Here is a 20,602-nt window from a genome sequence, read left to right on the forward strand (position 1 = left end):
GTCGGGGCCGCACGGCAGGCCCCGACTACCGACTGTCAGTCCCAGATGGCACGCTTGTCCCGTGACCGAGATTGACGCAAAGATCGATGCTCTCGTCCCCGCCTGGTTCAACCTCCCCGACATCGCGGAAAAGCTCGGTGTCGAGGTGACGCGCGTCCGGCAGCTGGTCAAGGAAGGCCAGCTGATCGCCGTACGCCGCGGAGAGAACCGGGTGCTTCAGGTGCCTGCCGCCTTCATCGACGGCGACAAGGTGGTCAAGGGGCTCGCCGGGACCCTGACCCTCCTGAGGGACGACGGCTTCTCCGACGAAGAGATGCTCGAGTGGCTCTTCACCCCCGACCCGACCCTGCCCGGCACCCCCGCGCAGGCGCTGAGTGAGAATCGCGGCACGGAGGTGAAGCGGCGGGCCCAGGCGCTCGCCGTCTGATCACTGACGACACAACCGCACGCGGTGCACGGGCCTTCGCCGGCCTGTGCACCGCCCACCCACGGGGGGACACCACCATGCCCACGTCCACCGAGAGTTCCACGACGGCGCGCGAGCAGCTCGCCGGTGCCCGGCTGTACCTGTGCACGGACGCGCGCAAGCGCCAGGGCGACCTCCCCGAGTTCCTGGACGCCGTCCTGGCCTCCGGCGTGGACATCGTGCAGTTGCGCGACAAGGGCATGGAGGCCGCCGAGGAGCTGGAGCACCTCCAGGTCTTCGACGACGCCTGCCGCAGGCACGGCAAGCTGCTCGCCGTGAACGACCGGGCCGACGTGGCCCACGCCGTCGGCGCCGGCGTGCTGCATCTGGGGCAGGGCGACCTGCCGGTTCCGGCCGCGCGCGCGATCCTCGGCGCCGACATCCTCGTCGGCCGTTCCACGCACGGCGAGTCCGAGGTGGACGCGGCCGTCGCGGAGCCCGGCGTGGACTACTTCTGCACGGGGCCCTGCTGGCCCACTCCCACCAAGCCCGGCCGGTACGCCCCGGGCCTCGGCCTCGTCCGGTACGCCGCCGGGCTGCACCAGGACCGCCCGTGGTTCGCGATCGGCGGCATCGACGCGGGCAACCTCGACGAGGTGCTGGACGCGGGTGCCCGCAGGGTCGTGGTCGTACGGGCGATCACCGGGGCCGACGACCCGGCGGCCGCCGCGGCGGAGCTCGCGAAGAGGGTCAGGGCGTACGCCCTGTAACTGCCCCGGCCGTCCGTGACCCTCTGCGGCCGTCCATGGCTGTCCATGGCTGTCCAAGGAGTGGACAACAGTCCGGCAATACGGATAAAACGCCTGCTCTGGTTGGGTCATGGCCGAGCCCTGGTTAACCTGCGGATATGGCCCTTGGCACAGCTTCGACCAGGACGGATCACGCGCCTACCGTGCGTGATCTGCTCGCGACCGGCAAAACTTCGTATTCGTTCGAGTTCTTCGCCCCCAGGACCGAGAAGGGGGAGCGGAGTCTTTGGAACGCGCTGCGCCGGGTCGAGGCGGTGGCCCCCAGCTTTGTCTCCGTGACCTACGGGGCCGGAGGGTCCACCCGTGCCGGCACGGTCGGCGCCACCCAGCAGATCGCCGCCGACTCCACGCTCACCCCGGTCGCGCACCTCACGGCGGTGGACCACTCCGTCGCCGAACTGCGCAACATGGTCGGACAGTACGCGGACGCCGGGATCCGGAACATCCTCGCCGTGCGGGGAGACCCGCCCGGCGACCCGATGGGCGAGTGGGTCGAGCATCCGGAGGGTGTGCGGTACGCCGCCGAACTCGTCCGGCTCATCAAGGAGTCCGGCGACTTCTGCGTGGGCGTCGCGGCCTTCCCGGAGATGCACCCGCGCTCGACCGACTGGGACACCGACATTCGCCACTTCGTGGACAAGTGCCGCGCGGGCGCAGATTACGCGATTACCCAGATGTTCTTCAATCCGGAGAATTATTTGCGGATGCGCGACAGGGTCCAGGCGGCCGGCTGCGAGACCCCGATCATCCCCGAGGTCATGCCTCTCACCAGCGTCAAGCAGTTGGAGCGGTTCCCGCAGCTCAGCAACGCCACGCTCCCGGCGGAGCTGAAAGAGCGGATCCTCGCCGTCAAGGACGATCCCGCGGCTGTACGCTCCATTGGCATCGACTTCGCCACGGAGTTCTGCGCGAGGCTGCTCTCCGAGGGCGTACCCGGATTGCACTTCATCACGCTCAACAACTCGACGGCGACGCTCGAAATCTACGAGAATCTCGGACTGCACGCGCAGTCGTGACCGGCCGTACCCGCTCCCTTCCGCGGTGACGGCCGCAGGAGGGGGCGGGCATGGGCGGCTGGACGGTCCTCTACATCGCATTCGGAATCGTCGCGCTGTGGCTGCTCGGCGAGGTGCTGTTGCAGTACAAGGCGCGGCTGAGATGGCGGCTGCTGGCCTTCACCGGCTTCATGGGCGTGGTTCTCGGGGTGCTGCTGCCCTCCGTGTTCGTGATCGCGGGCGGTGCCGTCGCGTTCGCCATCGGCCAGACCTACGTCACGCTCTCGTTCCGCCGAGGCTTCTCGACGGGCTGGGCGATCGGCGGCAGGCCCGGTGAGAGCCGCCGCCGCAAGCGCGGTGCGCGGGCCGTCGAGCAGGAGCCGACGCTGCAGGTGTCGGACCTCGAGTACGAGCCGGCCGCTCCGGCGGAACCGGTGTACGCGTCGGTGGAGCCCCTCCCGGACGAGACCGGGCAGTACGGCGTGTACGACGCGGCGGCGTACGCGGCACAGGAGCAGCCCCGGAGCGACGGCTTCGGCGCCGGGTACGACGTGTACGACTCCCACTCCGGCCACGGCCGGCCCGGCCAGGACACCTACGCCGGCCAGGACACCTACGCCGGCCAGGACGCCTACGCCGGTCAGTACGACTACGCCGGTCAGTACGACTACGCCTCGGACCGGCAGCAGTACGCCGCGTACTCCGACCCGTACATCGGCACCCAGCCGTACGGCGCTCAGGAGTACGGCGACCAGCAGTACGGCAACGAGACGCCGCCCGGAGGTGTGTGGGTCCCGCAGCAGCGCGACGGCGAGCAGCCCTTCGGGAGCCCGCAGCCGTCCCAGGAGCAGTACCAGAACGACTACGACACCACCGGCTACAACGAGCAGTACCGCTACTGACCGCCCGCTACCGCGAGCCGCGGAAGCCGTCGCCCTCCACGACGAGTCCCGCGACGAGTGCCCCGGACATTCCGGCATGCGCGAGTCCGCCTCCGGGGTGCGCCCAGCCCCCGGCCAGCAGCAGACCGGGCAGCCGCGTGGTGTTGGCCGTGTGCAGATGGCGGCCCCCGGCCCCCGCCAGCGCGGGCGCCGGCACCGAGCCCCCCGCGGCGCCGGTCGCGGCCGCGGTGTCCGCCGGGGTGCGGACCTCACGCCACAACAGCCGCTCCCGCAGGTCCGGCACAGCCGCGAGCGCGGCCTCGGCCACCTCGTCGGCGTACCGCGCGACGAGCGCCTGGTCCGTCCAGTCGACCGGCCCCTGCGCGGCCACGGTCGCCGTGAGCGTGACCGCCTCGTGGGCGTCGTCCGGCCGCGTCAGCGGGTCGTCGGGCCGCAGCACGGTGACGGTGGGGCGCTCGGCGTGCTCACCGCGGAACGCCGCGGACGCCTCCGCGCCGGCGTCGGGGAGTGGACCACCGTCCGGTGGACCGTGCCGTCCGGGCGGCCGCCGCGCAGCGCGAGGAACACCGTGAACCGGCCCGGGAGCATGGGCCCCGGCCCCACGTCGCCCGGTGCCCACACCTCGCGTCCCTGCGTCATCCCGGTGAGGGCGCGGGGGTCGGCGCCGAAGACCACCGAGTCCGCTGCGACGACCGTGCCGTCCGCCAGCTCCACACCCGCCGCACGGCCGTCCTTCTCCGTGACCGCGGCCACCTCGGCACCGAAGGTGAACTCCACCTTCCGGGCCAGACACCGCTCGTACAGCGCCCGCGCCAGCTCCCGCATCCCGCCGCGCACGTACCAGCTGCCGAAGGTCTGCTCCATGTACGGCAGCACGGCCGCCGCCGCGGGCGCGGTGCGCGGGTCGAGTCCGTACGCCAGGGCGTAGCTGTCCAGCAGGGCCGCCAGCCGGGGCTCCGCCAGTTCCCACGCTCCGATCTCCCCGACCGTGGCCGCCTGCCGGTCGTGCCGCAGCACCCTGCGCCGGCGCACCGACGGATACGGATCGCGGCCGAGCACCCGCCAGTCCGGCCGCAGCGGTTCTTCGAGCAGCGGCCGTCTGGTCCTGTCCCACGCGTCACGGGCGCGGTTCAGGAAGTCGCCCCAGCGCTCACCGGCCCCCGCGCCCAGCGCGGTGTCGAGCGCGGAGGCGACCCCGGCACGCGAGGCGTTGGGCAGCGAGACGTCCGTACCGTCGTCGAAGAGGTGCCGGCTCGCGGGGTCCACCGGCGTGAGCGCGACGCACTGCTCCAGGGGCTCCTTGCCGGTCTTGACGAACAGGTCCCGGTAGACGGCGGGCAGGTGCAGCAGTCCCGGCCCCGTGTCGAAGACGAAGCCGTCCCGGTCGAACCTGCCCAGCGCGCCGCCGTACGTCGCCGCGCGCTCGTACACCGCCACGCGGTGGCCCGCGACGGCCAGCCGGGCGGCGGACGCCATCGCGCCCATCCCGGAGCCGATCACCACAATCCGTGCCATGCCAGGGACTGTATCGGCCGCCACTGACAACCCGTTCAGGAGCCCGCGAGGGGGCGGAAGGGGAGTGGGGCAGTACGAACACGGACGTGATCGGGACCAGCCGTCGCCGGGCCGGGCTGGGGCCGAACGCGCAGGCCTGAGTACCTGAGTATTCGTACCTAGTGCGGGAGATGAGTAGGTGTGCGGATGGGCTCCGGCCCGCGCAGACGAAAGAGTGGGGACCACGGAAGGGGCGCAGCGCCGACACCGCCGACACGGGGCGGCGGAGACGGCGCGGCTCCCCTGACGGAGCGGGGGTGTACACGGGGGCCGGGGGCCCGCGGGGGAACACGGGGAAACGCCGGTCCGGCGAGGCTCGGGGGGATCGAGCCTCGCCGGACCGCTTCTCCGCTGCCGTCCGCTAGTGGCCGCTCACCCGGCCGCGCAGCAGCAGGGACAGCGCCGAGTGGACGTCGTCGATCGTCCGCTCCCGCTGGAACGCCTGCCAGTCGAGCGCCGCCACCAGCACCATGCCGACCAGCGCGGCCGCCGTCAGGGGAATGTCGATCTCCTTGCTGAGCTCACCGTTGGCGACGCCGTCGCGCAGCACCGTCTCGACGACGGCGACGGCTTCCTGCCGTACGACCAGGAGCGTCGACTGCCAGGCCCTGTTGGTGCGCCACAGCTCGGCGACGTACAGCTGGGTGAAGGCCGGATAGCGGTCGATGAAGCCCAGGCCGGCCCTGATCATCGCGTCGAGGGCCTCCACCTTGGTGCCCCCGCGTTCCGCCGTCTCGTCGGCCGCTGCCTGGAGGGAGGCGGTGAGCAGCCCGACGCCGTGCCGCAGCAGCTCTTCGAAGAGCTCCGTCTTGCTCTTGAAGTTGTAGTAGACCGTGCCCTTGGCGACCCCGGCGCGCTCGGCGATCTCGTCCACCGTCGTCGAGGAGAAACCCTGCTCCGCGATGAGGGTGACGGCTGCCTCGTAGAGCTTCTGCCGGGTGACCTCGCGGCGCGTTCTGCTGCTTTCCATGGACACGATTCTCACAGGCTGAGCTCCGGGTGGAGACGGTCGAGCGTCCACACCTGCTTGCGCCGGGCGGAGACGGCCGTCAGCGCCAGCGCTCCCACCGTGAAGGCGAGCAGCACCAGGCTGCCCGTCCAGACCGGTTCCAGGCCGCCGCCCGTGATCAGCCGGCGCAGGCCCTCCACGACGTAAGTCATCGGAAGGAAGGGGTGGATGGCGTTGAAGAAGTCCGGACTGGTCTGTACGGGATAGGTGCCGCCCGCCGAGGTCAGCTGGAGCATCAGCACGGCGAGGACCAGGATGCGGCCCGCCGCGCCGAAGCGGGCGTTGAGCCACTGCACGATCGCCGCGAAGCAGCCCGTCACGAGGGCCAGGAAACCGACCGTTCCCGCGACGCGCGCCAACTGCAGCCCGAGACCCCAGTGGAGTACGGACATCAGAGCGGCACTCTGCAGCGCCCCGAGCGCGGCCACCGGCAGCCAGCCCGCGAGGGCGGTCCGCCAGGCGGAGGCCCCCGCCGCGAGGGCGCGGCGGTTGAGCGGCTGGATCAGCATGTACGCCACCATCGCGCCGACCCACAGGGACAGCGGGATGAAGTACGGGGCGAATCCGGTGCCGTAGTTGGGCGCCTTGTGCATCGACTGGGAGGCGAGCTGGACCGGGTCGGCCATCACCTGGGTGCGCCGGTCGCGGTTCTTCTCGTCGTAGTCGGGGATCCGGCCGACGCCCTTGTGCAGGCCCGTGGCGAGTTCACCGGAGCCGTCGGCGAGCTTGACGAGGCCGCCGTTCAGCTCCCCGGCACCGGACCTGAGCCCGCCGATGCCGCTGTCCAGGTCGGTGGCACCGGTTTTGAGCCTGCCGATGCCGCTGTCGAGGCCGGTGGCACCGCTCCTCGCGGTGGCCAGGCCGGTGTTGAGGTCGGCGGCGCCCCGGGCCACCTTCCTGGCGCCGGCGTTGAGCGCGTTGACCTCGCCGACGGCGCTGCTCAGGTCCTCGTCGAGGTGGGGAGCGCGCGTCGAGAGCCTGTGCGCCTGCTGCTGGAGCTCGGCCAGGTACTTGTCCAGCTGCGCCAGGTCGCCACGCTGGTCCTTGACCAGCTCGTCGACGTCCGCGGCGACGAGCGCCGCGTCCGCGGCGGCCTTGTCGGCCTTCTTCAGCTGCGGGCAGGCGGGGTCGGCGAGCGGCTGGTCCACACAGAGCGACTGGTGGACGGTGTGCAGGTCGTCGGCGGCAGCCCGGGACGCCTCTGCCGCGACGGGCGCGTCCTTCACGAGCTTGCCGAGGTTGTCGCGGACCACCCGGGTGCCGTCGGCGACGAACTTCGCCGTGTCCCCGACCGTCCCGCCGTTGTCCTTGAGGTACGGGCGGACGGTTCCCGCGATGTCGTTGACCGTGTCGGCGAGCTTCTGCGTGCCGTTCGCCACCTGCTGCGTGCCGCTCTTCAGATCGCCCGATCCCTTGTGCAGCTTCTTCAGCCCGCCGGACAGGTCACCACTGCCCTTCTTGGCGTTCCCCAGACCGTCCACGAGATCCTTCGAGCCGGCCTTGGCCTTGTCGAGGCCCCCCTTGAGGTCGTCGGAGCCCTTTTTCGCCTTTCCGATGCCGCCCTCGATGCCGTCGGCGCCCTCGGCCGCCTTCTGTGTGGCGTCATGGATGTCGGAGAAGGAGATGAAGATCTTGTCGAGGAACGAGCGGGAGGCGTTCTTCGAAGCGGCGGTGCGCACCTCGGAGAAGACCGTTCGCGAGATCTGCCCGACGATGTAGTTGTTGGCGTCGTTCGTGCGCACCTGAAGGGCGCTCGCCTCGGGAGCGTCGCCCGAGCTGGACGCGATCCGCTCGCTGAAGTCCGGCGGCATGGTCAGGGACAGGTAGTACGCGCCGTCCTCGACGCCCCTGCGGGCCTCGCCGGCGCTCACCTCGTGCCACTCGAAGACCTTGCTGTCGCGCAGCTTCCCGGTGATCTCGTCACCGGCGGCGATCTTCCGGCCGTCTGCGGTGGCGCCCTTGTCGTCGTTGACGAGGGCGACGGGTATCCGGTCGAGCCTGCCGTACGGGTCCCAGAAGGACCACAGGTACAGCGCGCCGTACAGCAGCGGAAGCAGCAGCAGCGCGACGAGCGCGGCGCGCGGCAGCTTCCCCCTGCCGAACCGCTTGAGCTCAAGCGCGGCCAGTTTCGGCGAGCGCATCGGCCGCCCCCTCTTCGGTGTCGTCGGAGTTCCCGGTCCCGGCCCCGCTCTCGCTGCCGGTGGTGACCCGCAGCGCGTCGTCGGGCGCCTCACTGCACACCGCGACGACGGTGGTCCCCGCCCGGGCGACGGAGCGCAGCAGCTCCCAGGCCAGAGCGCGTTCGGCGTCGGAGAGCTTGAGGTCCAGATCGTCCACGGCGAGCAGCCGGGGACGACCCGTCAGCGCCAGCCCGACGGACAGGCGCAGCGCCTCGAGACGCTCCAGATCCCGTACGGACGTACGCGTCCCCTTGGGCAGCGTGTCCAGGTCCAGCCCCGCGGTGTCGAGCGCGGCGTCGAGCCTGGCCCGCGCCTGGGCGGCGCGCTCGGCGCGGGGCCGCAGCAGCGCGCGCAGCGACCCGTCGTAGCGGCGCTGGAGGAGCGCGCGCTCCCGCAGGTGCTCGGCGACCGTGAAGGCCGGGTCGAGTTCGCTGACGCCGGTGACCGGACCCAGCGCGCTCATGCGGCGCACGGCGGCCATCTTCTTCGGCAGCCGTACGCCACCGACCTCCGCGTGGCCCTCGGTGGCGCGCATGCGGCCGGTGAGGGCCAGCAGAAGACAGGTGCGGCCGGAGCCGGAAGGTCCTTCGACCGCGATGAGCGCGCCGGGCTCCGCCGCGACACGCACGTCGCGGAACACCCAGCCGCGAGGGCCCTTCAGTCCGAAGCCCTCCGCCGTCACGGCTGCCCCGTGCGGGCTGTCCACAAGCCCTCCCCATTTTTGAACTGACCAGTCAGTTCAAAAGCTATCCCGAACGCGCGGTCGAAGCAAAAGGCCAGGTCAGCGGTGACTGTCAGTGGCGCCCTTCACGATGGGCACATACGGCCACAGAGCCGTCACGCGACGAAGGAGGTTCGTCATGGCCCGCACGTCCGCAGCCGCCGCACACCGGCGCCGCGCCACCGGCCCTGCCCCCTCACCGGCCGGCCCCGCCGCCGACGTCCACCCGGTGCTGCGCAGGGCCGGTGCCCCGCCCGCCGCTCTCGACCTGCTCGCCCAGGCCCGCGGCGGACTGGACGAGGCCGCCGCCCTCGAAACGCCGAACGAGCGGTACGCCACGGCCCACCTCGCCGCCCTGCGCACCGCTGCCGCCGTCCTCGCGGCCCGTGGTCGGCCCGAGACCACCGTGCCCCGGCGCCGGCGGATCCGCAGCGCCTGGGAGGTCCTTCCGGAGATCGCGCCGGAGCTGGCCGAGTGGAGTGCCCTGTTCGCCTCGGGAGCCACCCGCCGGGCGCGCGCCGAAGCGGGCATACAGGGGGCGGCGAGCGCCCGCGACGCCGACGACCTGCTGCGCGACGTGGCGATGTTCCTGCGCCTGGTCGAGCGGCTGCTCGCGCTGGATCCGGTGCTGCCCCAGGCCCGGATCGAGGGAGCGGACCACCCGGACGCGGGATGACAGGACCGGTTCCCGGAGGCAATAGGGTGGGCATGGCGTTCACCGCCCGCACCGTTCACCGCCCCGCCGCCCGCGGCGGCACCGCGCCGAGGAGTCAACTGCCGTGTCGGACCCGATGCGCCCCCGCGCCTCCCTCCGTACCGCCGTGGTCTGGGAGGTCCTCAGGGACGCTCTCGACCACAAGGTCAAGGCGACCGGGAGCGACGCCCTGGACGTTCTCGACACCGGCGGCGGCACGGGCAACTTCGCGGTGCCCGTCGCCCGCCTCGGCCACCGCGTCACCGTCGTCGACCCCAGCCCCAACGCGCTGTTCGCGCTGGAGCGCCGGGCCGCGGAGGCCGGCGTCGCCGACCGCGTGCGCGGCGTGCAGGGCGACATCCACGGCCTCTTCGACGTCGTCGACCGCGGCGGCCACGACGTGGTCCTGTGCCACGGCGTCCTGGAATACGTCGACGACCCGGCCGAGGGCGTGCGCAACGCCGTCGACGCGCTCCGCCCCTGCGGCATCCTCAGCCTGCTCGCCGCCGGTCTCGGCGGCGCCGTTCTGGCCCGGGCCCTGGCCGGTCACTTCACCGAGGCCAGGCAGGCCCTCGCCGACCCGGCGGGCCGCTGGGGCGAGGGCGATCCCGTGCCCCGGCGCTTCACCGCGGAGCAGCTCACCGGGCTGGTCGGCGCGGCCGGTGTCGAGGTCGGTGCCGTCCACGGCGTACGGGTCTTCGCCGACCTCGTACCCGGTGCCCTGGTGGACACCGAGCCCGGCGCCCTGGACGCCCTGCTCAAGCTGGAGGCCGCGGCCGCCGAGCTGCCCGCCTTCCACTCCGTCGCGAGCCAGCTGCACGTCCTGGGGCAGAAGCAGGAGCCAGGCGACGGCTGAGGAACCGTTCTGCGCGGCGCGAAAAGCGGCTGATCAGCAACGCAGTGGCACATGGAGTCCGCCACAGGCCCCCCGATCGGCCGCCTCGCCCCGTATGATCGGAGCACACCGTGCGCATGGCGGATCAGCCAATGGGGAATGTACTCCTCAGGCGACTGAGACGGCGTGGCGGCCCGGATTGTGAATTGGCGTAGAGGGCGGGTTTCACGGGGGCGATTCCCTGCCTATTCTGAAAGGGCCGCAAACGGTCGCCCCCCGCGACCGACGAGTAGGAGGACTCCCGTGCCGCTCTCGGAGCACGAGCAGCGAATGCTCGAGCAGATGGAGCGAGCGCTGTACGCCGAAGATCCCAAGTTCGCGACAGCGCTTGAGGGAAGCGGGCTGCGTACGTACACCCGGCGACGGGTCTACCAGGCAGTCGCAGGCTTTCTGGTGGGTATCGCGCTCCTCATGGCCGGAATGGTCGCACAGCAGATCTGGGTCAGCGTGGTGGGCTTCCTTGTGATGCTCGGCTGCGCGGTGCTCGCGGTTACCGGCTGGCGCAAGGCCCCTAAACCGGGGGAGCAACCTGCTCCCGCCGGTACCGGTCCGGCCGCTCGCAGTCGGCCCCGGCAGCGACGGTCGGTCATGGACCGCATCGAGCAGCGGTGGCAGCGCCGCCGCGAAGAAGGCCAAGGACACTGAGACAGGTCTCCGAGCGCCGGCCGCGCTCACACCGGCCGCGTCCGATTCTCACCGACCGCATCCGACACTTGCTGTACGAGTGAGGGGTGACCGCCTCCGGGCGGTCACCCCTCACTCGTATCCAGGCCTGTACGGCCCGTCAGCCGCGCTGCCGGGACGGGCGGCGCCGCAGGGCGCCCGCCCACCGTTCCACGGTCCAGCGGCTCGCGCCCCATCGGCTCCTCACGCCGGCCCAGCGTGCCGACACCGCCCAGACCACCCGGACAGCCGAGCGCGGTGCGAGAACAGCCCGCAGGCGTGCCCCACGTCCCGCCGCGCCCCGCAGGCCCGCCCGTACCTGCCGGGCCTCCTCGGTGAGGTTGCCCGGGACAGCAGGCCGCGGGGCGTAGAGCACCTGCTCCACCGCGCCCGCCGCCCGGTGCACCGCATCGGCCGACGCACCGTCGAGCCCGCCGAGGCGCACGATCCGCGCGGCGGCCTTGCGCGGCGTCTGCGAATCGTCGGGCGCGACGCCGTAGTCCCACGCCGAATCGGTGATCTCGCGCCAGCCGGACAGCGTACGGGCGGCCACGTCCTCGGGCGTGCGTCCCACGGAACCCAGCCGCCGCGCACGCACCTGGCTCCGCCACAGCAACGGCAACAGAGGCAGCAGCACCACGAGCACCACGGCCAGCGCCAGCAGGACCAGCCGGCCGACGGGAATCCCCGTGTCCGTGGGGCCCGCTCCGCCCTGCTGCGCGACCCCGCCGCACTCGCCCAGCTTCCGCATCTGCGGAGGGCAGCTGTCGGTGACGCTGGGCGCCGCCGAAGGCGCGGCCGAGGTGCTCGGCTGTGCCTGCGCGGGGTCGGACGCGGAGCCGGACGGGGTGTCCTGACGGGTGTACTCCGGCACTGAGCCCCGGGACGGCGTCGGTTCGAACCGCGTCCACCCCACGCCCTCGAAGTACAGTTCCGGCCAGGCGTGCGCGTCACGCAGACCGACCGACATGGTGCCGTCGGACTGCGCGGTGCCGGGCGTGAAGCCCACCGCCACCCGCGCCGGGATGCCGAGCGTCCTGGCCATGGCGGCCATCGAGAACGAGAAGTGGACGCAGAAGCCCTCCTTGTCCCGGAGGAAACGGACGATCGCCGCCGTACCGCTGCCCGACTGCACCTGTGTGTCGTACCTGAAGCCGCCGTCGGAGGCGAACCAGTCCTGGAGCCTGACCGCCCGCTCGTAGTCGTTCGAGGCGCCCTTCGTCACGTCGAGCGCGGTCGACCTCACCACCTGGGGCAGCGCCTCGGGAACCTCGGTGTACTCGCGCAGCAGACCGGCCGGCGGCGTGGTGGCCGCGGCCAGCTGCTCGCGGGTCGGCCGCACTGTCAGGCTGCTGACCGTGTAGCGCACGCCGCGGGTGGTCTGGCCGCGGTCGCCCACGAGCGTGCGCCCGGACGGCTCGTAACGCCAGCGGCCGTCGATGCCCACCTGCGTCGCCGGGTAGGGGAGCGGCAGATAGCTCTGGGAGTACCAGCCGGCCGCCGAGACGGTGGAGTTGATCTCGGTCGTACGGACGTCGGTGCTGAGCCCCTGCGGGCGGGGCAGCCGGTCCGGTACGTCGTCGATCCTGCGTTCCGCCGACTTCCAGGCGGATCCGTCGAACTGGTCCAGCGCGACGATCCGCAGATAGAAGTGCTCGGTGTCCTGCGTGTTCGTGCGGTACCGCAGCACCTCGCGGTCCTCGGGCTGGTTCAGGCTGTTCTGGAGCGAGACCAGCGGGTTGACCGCCGAAATGGTCCCGCCGCCGGAACCGCCGCCGCTCCCGCCGCCCGCGCCGCCCAGCAGCCCGCCGTCCAGGGCGGGCAGGGACGCGGGGACGACCAGGGCGATGCCCAGCGCCACCGCGCCGATGCGCCGGCCCGTACGGACCGGCACCGGCGCAGAACCGCCCGCCGTCTCGAATCCGGCGGCTGCCGTGCGTCCCCCGGTGCGCGGCGCACCGCCGAAGACGCGGCCCCACTGGGAGAGCCGGTCCCGTCCCTCGGCCAGCAGGAGCAGCAGGTAGCCGGAGGCCGCCAGCACGAACCACAGCCAGCTCGCGCCACCTGGTGAGAGCCCGGCGGCCACCGAGTAGAGCGCCAGCAGCGGCAGCCCGGCCGGGGCCGCGCTGCGGAACGTCACCGCCAGCGCGTCCACGGCCAGAGCGATCAGCAGGACACCGCCGATCAGCATCAGTCTGATGCCTTCGGTCGCGGGCGCCGGGATGGCGTACCGACCGACGTCCTCGACGCCGGCCGTCAGCAGCCGTGCGAACTCCTGGAACGCCTCGGGTCCCGGCAGTACTCCGCCGATCGCCGAGTCCATGGCGAACACCACGGTGAGCATCACCAGCGCCACGAACGCCTGGACGGTCACGGTCAGCGGCCGGGCCAGCGGCACCCGCCGGGCGAGCGCGCCCACCCCCGCCTGGATCACCACCGCGACGGCCGCCGTCAGGAACCAGGACGTTTTGTTGATCAACGGCAGCAGCGCGCCCGCCGTCATCAGGGTGGCCGCCGTGGCGCACAGCGCCATCCGTCCGCGACCGCTCATGACCAGCCCCCACTCGTACCTGCCGCCCCGCCGGCGGGAGAGCCCCCCGTACCGGTGCGCTGTCGTTCGGCCATCCGCCACAGGTCTGCGAGGAGCATGCCGGGGGGCACGGTCAGCACCGTCCACCCCGCCTCGCGCAGCGACCTGACCCGCTCCTCGGCGGCGGCCGGTACGCGTGCCATGAGGCCCGCGGCGTCCGCCGCCCGGCCCTGGACCGGGCCCTTCCCCCGCGTCCAGGCCCCGCTGTCCAGTACGAAGGCGACGGCGGCCCCGCTGCGCGGGCGCATGCGCGCCACCACGGCCGCCTGGTCCTCGTCCAGGTCACCGAAGAAGGCGACCAGGAGACCTTCGTTCCCACCGCGCAGCGCGTCGTACGCCGCGGAGAGTCCCGTGCCGTCCGAGTGCTCGACGACGGCGAGCGTGTCCATCATCAGCCCGGCGGAATCGGCCGTCTCCTGGGTGGCCCCGGCGAAACCGCCGGCCCCTTCACCGGGCACCGAATTCCCGGTGTCGGTCAACAACCTCACCGAATAGCCCCGTTCGAGCATGTGCACCAGGGCGGAAGCGGCCCCCGACACCGCCCACTCGAAGGCCGAGTCCGGCCCGGCCCCCTGGTACGCGGCCCGCCGGGTGTCCAGGAGCACCGTGCACCCGGCGCGCTGCGGCTGCTCCTCGCGGCGCACCATCAGCTCGCCGTAGCGCGCGGTGGAGCGCCAGTGCACGCGGCGCAGGTCGTCACCGTGCCGGTAGCCGCGCGGGATGACGTCGTCCTCGCCGGCCAGCGCGAGCGAACGGTTGCGCCCGTCGCCGTATCCCGGCGCCTCGCCGGTCAGCCGCACGGCGGGCAGCGCCTCGACGCGCGGAATCACGGTCAGGGTGTCGTACGCGCTGAACGAGCGGGTCAGCTCGCACATGCCGAAGGGGTCCGTCAGCCGCAGCTGGAGCGGGCCCAGCGGGTAGCGCCCGCGCAGGTCCGAGCGGACCCGGTAGGACACCTCGCGCCGGCCGCCCGCCTCCACCCGGTCGAGGATGAACCGCGGCCGCGGCCCCAGGACGTACGGCACCCGGTCCTGGAGCATCAGCAGACCGGTGGGCAGCCGGGAGACGTTGTCCAGTCGCAGGTGCACGCGCGCCTCCGAGCCCGTCGCCGCGCGCGACGGTGTCAGCCGCCTGCTGCCCGCGACCCGGTAGCGCGTGCGGTACAGCACGGCCACGCAGACCAGCGGCAGCACGGTGAGCAGCAGCCCGACCCGCAGCAGGTCCGCCTGGCCCAGGACGTACGCGCACACCGCGGCGGCCACGCCCGCCGCCAGGAACGACCGGCCGCGCGTGGTCAGTCCCGAGAGCGCGGCCCGCAGGCCGCCCTTCCCGCCCTCGTCGTCGCTGCCGCCGACCCCGTCCGCCCCGGCGGGCACGGTGGCAGCGACCGGCGCGGCGGGCCCCCCGGCCGCCATCACAGTCGCCGTACGCCGGGCTGCTGGTGGCCGTACAGCGGAGCACCGGAAGGCGGCGTCGCCGCCGCCCGCCCCGTGGCGTAGCCACCGTCGGGCGCCGCGGCCGTCGGTACGGCGGTGCGCTGGAGGATCTCCAGTACGACCTGCTCGGAGGTACGCCGGTTCAGCTGGGCCTGGGCCGTCGGCAGCAGCCGGTGCGAGAGCACCGCCACCGCGAGTGCCTGTACGTCGTCGGGCAGCGCGTAGTCGCGCCCACTCAGCGCGGCGGACGCCTTGGCGGCGCGCAGCAGGTGCAGCGTGGCGCGGGGCGAGGCGCCGAGCCGCAGGTCGGGGTGGCTGCGGGTGGCCGCGACCAGCTCCACGGCGTACCGCCGCACCGCGTCGGCCACGTGCACCGTGCGGACCGCGTCGATCAGCTTCAGGATCTCGTGGGCGTGCGCCACCGGCTGGAGGTCGTCGAGCGGTGAGGCCGCGCCGTGCACGTCCAGCATCCGGAGCTCGGCCTCGGCGCTCGGGTAGCCGATGGAGACCCGCGCCATGAAGCGGTCGCGCTGGGCCTCGGGCAGCGGGTACGTGCCCTCCATCTCCACCGGGTTCTGCGTGGCGACCACCATGAAGGGCGTGGGCAGTTCGTACGTCTGCCCGTCGATGGTGACCTGGCGCTCCTCCATCGACTCCAGCAGCGCGGACTGGGTCTTCGGCGAGGCGCGATTGATCTCGTCACCGATCACGACCTGGGCGAAGATCGCGCCCGGTTTGAATTCGAAGTCGCGCCGCTGCTGGTCGTAGATGCTCACACCGGTGATGTCCGAAGGCAGCAGGTCCGGCGTGAACTGGATCCGCCGTACCGAGCAGTCGACGGATCTGGCGAGCGCCTTGGCGAGCATCGTCTTGCCCACGCCCGGCACGTCTTCGATGAGCAGATGCCCCTCGGCGAGGAGCACGGTCAGAGAAAGCCGTACGACCTCCGGCTTGCCCTCGATCACACCCTCCACCGACCTGCGGATGCGCTCCGCTGTGGTGGTCAGATCTGTGAGGCTCGCTCGATCGTCATAGGTCGTCACCCGGCCCTCCTCGGCCCCTTCCCCGAGCTCTTGACGAGCAGGGGATACACCATCAAGGGCCGGCGCCACGACGACGGAACGGCCCACCCCGAAACACGGACCTCACGCGCGGACGGATCCGGCGCGATGTCACACCCGCATTGTTGTTGCCGTTACCGCTTCGTGTCACTCGGCTGTGGATAACTGAGGGTGGTATGTCGAGGGTTGTCGGGTTTTCGTCCGCTCGGCCGCGCTACTTCACCGGGGCGATCTCCCGCAGCAGGCCGGTGGACACATCGAAGACGAAGCCGCGCACGTCGTCGGTGTGCGGCAGGAACGGCGAGGTCCGCACGCGCTGCATCGACTGGCGTACGTCCTGGTCGACGTCCCGGAAGGACTCCACGGCCCACGGCGGGCGCTGCCCGACCTCGGCCTCCAGCTCGTGCCTGAACTCCTCGGTGAGGGTCTCCAGGCCGCAGCCGGTGTGGTGGACGAGTATGACGCTGCGGGTGCCGAGCGCGCGCTGGCTGATGGTCAGGGACCTGATGACGTCGTCGGTGACCACGCCGCCCGCGTTGCGGATGGTGTGGCAGTCGCCCAGTTCGAGGCCGAGCGCGCTGTGCAGGTCCAGGCGTGCGTCCATGCAGGCGACCACGGCGACGCGCAGCACGGGCCGCGCGTCCATCCCCGGGTCGCGGAAGTCCGCTGCGTACTGCTGGTTCGCTTCGACGAGGCGGTCGGTGACCGTGCCTCCGGTACGTGCCGCGGAGGGCGTCGCGACGGCGGGATCGGCGGGAAGGTGCGCAGAAGTCGACATGCCGTAGACGTTAATGGGAACGCGCGGCTCGGGCTCGCTGTGAGAAGGGACAAAGAACGCCAACAAGGATTGTTGTGAGGTAACCCACAAGGATGATCCGTGAGCGTCGGTGGACGTCCTCCGTGCGGGTGAAAACCAGGCCGTGCGGCGCGCTGGCCCGTTGATTGACCGGGAGGACGGGTGGACTAAAGTGACGCGAAGTGGGTGGCGTGATGTGCCCTTACTGCCTTACCGACACATACCGCACATTCCGAATTTCTCCCGCGTGCGCGGCGTACGTACGGCCCGGCCTCCTCCCGCTCGCCGGTCGGCCGACGCCCCTTCCCCGGCGGCGGCAGGCCGTTTCCCCTTCTGAGCGGGTGGGGGCCAGGCCGTACGTACACGACCGCGCCGGTACCTGAGAGGGCGCATGAGCCAGACCCGACACGTCCCGGTGATGCTCCAGCGATGCCTGGACCTGTTGGCCCCGGCCCTCGGCGAGCCGGGAGCGGTGGTCGTCGACTGCACCCTCGGCCTCGGCGGACACAGCGAGGCCCTGCTCACCGCCTTCCCCTCGGCGCGGCTCGTCGCGCTCGACCGGGACAAGGAGGCGCTGCGGCTCTCCGCCGAGCGGCTCGCCCCGTTCGGCGACCGGACCACCCTGGTGCACGCCGTCTACGACGAGCTGCCCGAGGTCCTGGAACGCCTCTCCGTCCCGCGCGTCCAGGGCGTCCTCTTCGACCTCGGCGTCTCGTCGATGCAGCTCGACGAGCGGGAGCGCGGTTTCGCGTACGCCCACGACGCCCCGCTCGACATGCGCATGGACCAGACGACGGGCGTCAGCGCGGCCGAGGTCCTCAACACCTACCCGCCGGGCGAGCTGGTGCGGATCCTGCGCCAGTACGGCGAGGAGAAGCAGGCCAAGCGGATCGTCTCGGCGATCGTGCGCGAGCGCGAGAAGGAGCCGTTCAGCAACAGCGGCCGGCTCGTCGAACTGATCCGCGACGCCCTGCCGCAGGCGGCCAAGCGCACCGGCGGCAATCCCGCCAAGCGCACCTTCCAGGCGCTGCGCATCGAGGTCAACGGTGAGCTCAGCGTGCTGGAGCGGGCCATCCCGGCGGCGGTGAAGTCGCTCGCCGTGGACGGCCGGATCGCGGTCCTCTCGTACCACTCGCTGGAAGACCGCCTGGTCAAGCAGGTCTTCGCGGCCGGAGCCGCCAACACCGCGCCCCCCGGTCTGCCCGTCGTGCCGGAGCAGTACCAGCCGCGGCTGAAGCTGCTGACGCGCGGCGCGGAACTGCCGACGGACGAAGAGGTCGCGGAGAACCGCCGCGCCGCCCCGGCCCGGCTGCGCGGGGCGCAGCGCATCCGGGAGGACGTGCTGTGACCGAACCGGCCAAGCAGCTGAAGGGGCGGGCCGCGCGGTTGTCGCGGCTGATGCCCTCGGGTCCGGCCCAGGCGGCCAGGACCCCCTTCGTGCTGCTGGTCGTGCTGCTGCTCGGCGGCGGCCTCATCACCCTCCTGCTGCTGAATTCCTCGCTCAACCAGGGCTCGTTCGAGCTGAGTGAACTCAAGAAGCGGACCACCGAGCTGACCGACGAGGAGCAGGCGCTCCAGCAGGACGTGGACGACCGGTCCGCGCTCGGCGCGCTGGAGCGCAGGGCGCGCGAACTCGGCATGGTGCCCGGCGGCAGCCCCGCCTTCCTCGGCCCCGACGGTACGGTCCGGGGCGTACCGTCCAGAGCGGCCGCCGAGACCGCCGCCGGTCCCGTGCCGCTGAGCCTGCCCGGTCCCGTGCCGCTGAGCCCGCCCGATCCCGGCCCGCCCCTGGCGGCCTTCTCCCCGCAGGTACCGGCGCCGCCCGCGCCCTCCGCGGCCGCCGTTCCTCCCGCCGCCGTTCCCGTCCCGTGAGCCCGTCCGCGAAGCCGACCACGACCCCCGGCAGGTGACGCAGTGCCCCCCCAGGAACCACCGCGCCGTCGCGTGCCCGGCCCCGGGCGACCGCACAGCGGCGGGCGCCCGAGGCCCGCAGCGCGGCCCAGGACGCGCCCCCCGGTGGGGCGGCCGCGTCCCGCGCCCAGGGCCGCCCGCTCGTTGCAGCTCGGCAGCCCCAGGCCCCGGCTGCGGCTGGTCGGCGTCGGACTGACCCTGGTCATGCTGGCCTTCGTCGTACGGCTGCTCCAGGTCCAGGCCGTGGACGCGAGCGCGTACGCCGCCAAGGCCGAGGAGAACCGGTACTTCACCTCGACCCTGGCCGCCGAGCGCGGCAAGATCACCGACCGCAGCGGCATCGCCCTGGCCACCAGCGTCGACGCGCACGACATCACGGCCGACCCGTCGATGTTCACCGCCAAGTTCACCAAGGCTCCGGACACGCCCGAGCGGGCCGCGGAGATCCTCGCGCCGATCCTGCGCAAGGACGCGGCCGAACTGACGAAGAAGCTCAGGACGCCCAAGAGCAGGTACGCCGTCCTGGCCCGCCGCCAGACCCCGCAGATCTGGAAGCAGATCAAGGACCTCAAGAGCGTCTTCGCCAAGAAGGCCAGTGCGGACAGGGCCAGGGGCGGCAAGGGCGTCGACGTGCTCGCCGGTGTCTTCCAGGAGGCCAGCAGCAAGCGCGTCTACCCCAATGGCGACCTCGCCGCCGGGGTACTCGGTTACGTCAACGCCGAGGGCAAGGGCGCGGGCGGTCTGGAGACCCAGCTGGACGAGGAACTCGCGGGCAAGGAGGGCGAGATCAAGTACGCCCAGTCCGGCGGCCGCAGGGTTCCCACGGTCGGCGCCCGGGAGGTCCCCGCCGTCCCCGGCTCCGACATCGAGCTGACCATCGACCGCGACATCCAGTGGGCCGCCCAGGACGCCATCGCCGAGCAGGTGGAGAAGTCCGGGGCGGACCGCGGCTACGTGATAGTCCAGGACACCCGCACCGGCGAGGTCCTCGCCATGGCCAACGCCCCGGGCTTCGACCCCAACGACCTCTCGCAGGCCGACGCGGCCGCCATGGGCAACGCCGCCCTCCAGGACGCGTACGAACCGGGCTCCACCGCCAAGGTCATGTCCATGGCCGCGGTGCTGGAGGAGAACGCGGCGGTGCCCGGCACCCATGTCGTCGTACCCAACCGGCTGCACCGCGGCGACCGCCTGTTCAAGGACGACATCGACCACCCCACCTGGTACCTGACGCTCAACGGTGTGCTCGCCAAGTCCAGCAACATCGGCACGATCCTGGCGACCGAACAGCTCGGCAAGACCCGGGCGCAGGCCAACCAGGTCCTCTACTCCTACCTGCGCAAGTTCGGCCTCGGCCGTCCCAGCGGGCTCCACTACCCCGGCGAGACCGCGGGCATCCTCGCGGCCCCCGGCGACTGGAGCACCTCGCAGCAGTACACGATCCCCTTCGGCCAGGGCCTCTCGCTCAACGCCATGCAGGCGGCCTCCGTCTACTCGACGATCGCCAACGGCGGCGTACGGATCCAGCCAACCCTGGTCCGCGGCACCAAGGGGCCCGACGGCCGCTTCACGCCCGCCCCCGAGCCCAAGAAGAACCGGGTGGTGAGCGAGAGGACCGCCAGGACCCTGGCCACCATGCTGGAGTCGGTCGTCGACGACGAGGAGGGTACGGGGACCAGGGCCCGCATCCCCGGCTACCGCGTCGGCGGCAAGACCGGAACCTCCAACCGGGTGGATCCGGCCACCGGACGCTACAAGGGCTACACCGCGTCCTTCGCCGGTTTCGCCCCCGCGGACAAGCCGCGGGTCACCGTGTACTGCGCCATCCAGAACCCCACCAGAGGCAGCTACTTCGGCGGCCAGATCTGCGGCCCCGTCTACAAGCAGGTCATGGAGTTCGCACTCAAGACCCTCCAGGTCGCACCGACCGGCAGCGAGCCCGCCCGGCTGCCGGTGTCCTTCACACCCGGCGAGTGACTC

Annotated in this window: 17 protein-coding genes and 1 pseudogene; 10 read left to right on the forward strand and 8 right to left on the reverse strand. The window is 72.2% G+C overall.

Annotated features, from left to right (window positions below; translation table 11 throughout):
* Positions 1-61 precede the first annotated feature (61 nt).
* The 4 genes from BN1555_RS23665 (at position 62) to BN1555_RS23680 (ending at position 3,112) form a co-directional block, all read left to right on the forward strand.
* Positions 62-427 carry an Rv2175c family DNA-binding protein gene (locus BN1555_RS23665; protein WP_093801255.1) on the forward strand — a complete coding sequence of 122 codons (366 nt, stop codon included), beginning with the start codon at positions 62-64 and terminating at the stop codon, positions 425-427.
* 77 nt (positions 428-504) lie between these two features.
* A complete protein-coding gene (gene thiE / locus BN1555_RS23670; protein WP_093801256.1) occupies positions 505-1,176 on the forward strand; it encodes a thiamine phosphate synthase in 672 nt (223 codons plus the stop codon).
* A gap of 137 nt (positions 1,177-1,313) precedes the next feature.
* A complete protein-coding gene (gene metF / locus BN1555_RS23675; RefSeq protein ID WP_093801257.1) occupies positions 1,314-2,231 on the forward strand; it encodes a methylenetetrahydrofolate reductase [NAD(P)H] in 918 nt (305 codons plus the stop codon).
* A 50-nt stretch (positions 2,232-2,281) separates the two neighbouring features.
* Positions 2,282-3,112 (forward strand): hypothetical protein, encoded by an 831-nt coding sequence (locus BN1555_RS23680; RefSeq protein ID WP_093801258.1) that lies wholly within the window; start codon positions 2,282-2,284, stop codon positions 3,110-3,112.
* Between the two features lie 7 nt (positions 3,113-3,119).
* Here BN1555_RS23680 and BN1555_RS23685 read toward each other — a convergent pair.
* The 4 genes and pseudogenes from BN1555_RS23685 to BN1555_RS23700 form a co-directional block, all read right to left on the reverse strand.
* A pseudogene (locus BN1555_RS23685) lies at positions 3,120-4,627 on the reverse strand (phytoene desaturase family protein).
* Positions 4,628-5,027: 400 nt separating this feature from the next.
* Positions 5,028-5,636, reverse strand: coding sequence for a TetR/AcrR family transcriptional regulator (locus tag BN1555_RS23690; protein WP_093803593.1), 609 nt, complete (start codon positions 5,634-5,636; stop codon positions 5,028-5,030).
* Between the two features lie 11 nt (positions 5,637-5,647).
* Entirely contained in the window at positions 5,648-7,816 is a 2,169-nt protein-coding gene (locus BN1555_RS23695) for a YhgE/Pip family protein (protein ID WP_093801259.1), read from the reverse strand.
* Complete coding sequence (locus tag BN1555_RS23700; protein ID WP_093801260.1) at positions 7,788-8,561, reverse strand: ATP-binding cassette domain-containing protein; 774 nt, start codon at positions 8,559-8,561, stop codon at positions 7,788-7,790. Before BN1555_RS23700 ends, BN1555_RS23695 begins: the two co-directional genes overlap by 29 nt.
* Positions 8,562-8,715: 154 nt before the next feature.
* On the opposite strand from BN1555_RS23700, the gene BN1555_RS23705 reads away from it, so the two are divergent.
* The 3 genes from BN1555_RS23705 (at position 8,716) to BN1555_RS23715 (ending at position 10,810) form a co-directional block, all read left to right on the forward strand.
* A complete protein-coding gene (locus BN1555_RS23705; RefSeq protein WP_093801261.1) occupies positions 8,716-9,252 on the forward strand; it encodes an SAV_6107 family HEPN domain-containing protein in 537 nt (178 codons plus the stop codon).
* Between the two features lie 103 nt (positions 9,253-9,355).
* Positions 9,356-10,126, forward strand: coding sequence for a methyltransferase (locus BN1555_RS23710; RefSeq protein ID WP_093801262.1), 771 nt, complete (start codon positions 9,356-9,358; stop codon positions 10,124-10,126).
* A 282-nt stretch (positions 10,127-10,408) separates the two neighbouring features.
* Positions 10,409-10,810, forward strand: coding sequence for a DUF3040 domain-containing protein (locus BN1555_RS23715; protein ID WP_093801263.1), 402 nt, complete (start codon positions 10,409-10,411; stop codon positions 10,808-10,810).
* A 139-nt stretch (positions 10,811-10,949) separates the two neighbouring features.
* On the opposite strand, the gene BN1555_RS23720 is transcribed toward BN1555_RS23715, so the two are convergent.
* The 4 genes from BN1555_RS23720 to BN1555_RS23735 form a co-directional block, all read right to left on the reverse strand.
* Positions 10,950-13,379 (reverse strand): transglutaminase TgpA family protein, encoded by a 2,430-nt coding sequence (locus BN1555_RS23720; protein WP_093801264.1) that lies wholly within the window; start codon positions 13,377-13,379, stop codon positions 10,950-10,952.
* Complete coding sequence (locus tag BN1555_RS23725) at positions 13,376-14,833, reverse strand: DUF58 domain-containing protein (RefSeq protein ID WP_093801265.1); 1,458 nt, start codon at positions 14,831-14,833, stop codon at positions 13,376-13,378. The genes BN1555_RS23720 and BN1555_RS23725 overlap by 4 nt, the downstream gene beginning before the upstream one ends.
* On the reverse strand, positions 14,833-15,897 hold the full coding sequence (locus BN1555_RS23730; protein WP_093801266.1) for an AAA family ATPase: 1,065 nt from the start codon (positions 15,895-15,897) through the stop codon (positions 14,833-14,835). Before BN1555_RS23730 ends, BN1555_RS23725 begins: the two co-directional genes overlap by 1 nt.
* Before the next feature lie 232 nt (positions 15,898-16,129).
* Positions 16,130-16,693, reverse strand: a complete 564-nt coding sequence (locus BN1555_RS23735) for a beta-class carbonic anhydrase (protein ID WP_093801267.1) — start codon at positions 16,691-16,693, stop codon at positions 16,130-16,132.
* Positions 16,694-17,102: 409 nt separating this feature from the next.
* On the opposite strand from BN1555_RS23735, the gene rsmH reads away from it, so the two are divergent.
* The 3 genes from rsmH to BN1555_RS23750 are packed head-to-tail and all read left to right on the forward strand — an operon-like array spanning position 17,103 to position 20,599.
* The gene (gene rsmH, locus BN1555_RS23740; RefSeq protein ID WP_093801268.1) at positions 17,103-18,059 is read left to right on the forward strand and encodes a 16S rRNA (cytosine(1402)-N(4))-methyltransferase RsmH; all 957 of its coding nucleotides are present in this window, start codon (positions 17,103-17,105) and stop codon (positions 18,057-18,059) included.
* A complete protein-coding gene (locus BN1555_RS23745) occupies positions 18,056-18,583 on the forward strand; it encodes a cell division protein FtsL (RefSeq protein ID WP_093801269.1) in 528 nt (175 codons plus the stop codon). Before rsmH ends, BN1555_RS23745 begins: the two co-directional genes overlap by 4 nt.
* Positions 18,584-18,625: 42 nt before the next feature.
* A complete protein-coding gene (locus BN1555_RS23750) occupies positions 18,626-20,599 on the forward strand; it encodes a peptidoglycan D,D-transpeptidase FtsI family protein (protein WP_093801270.1) in 1,974 nt (657 codons plus the stop codon).
* The last annotated feature ends 3 nt before the right edge of the window (positions 20,600-20,602 follow it).

This window comes from Streptomyces sp. Wb2n-11 (assembly GCF_001049855.1).
In the GTDB taxonomy this organism is placed as follows: Bacteria; Actinomycetota; Actinomycetes; order Streptomycetales; family Streptomycetaceae; genus Streptomyces; species Streptomyces altiplanensis.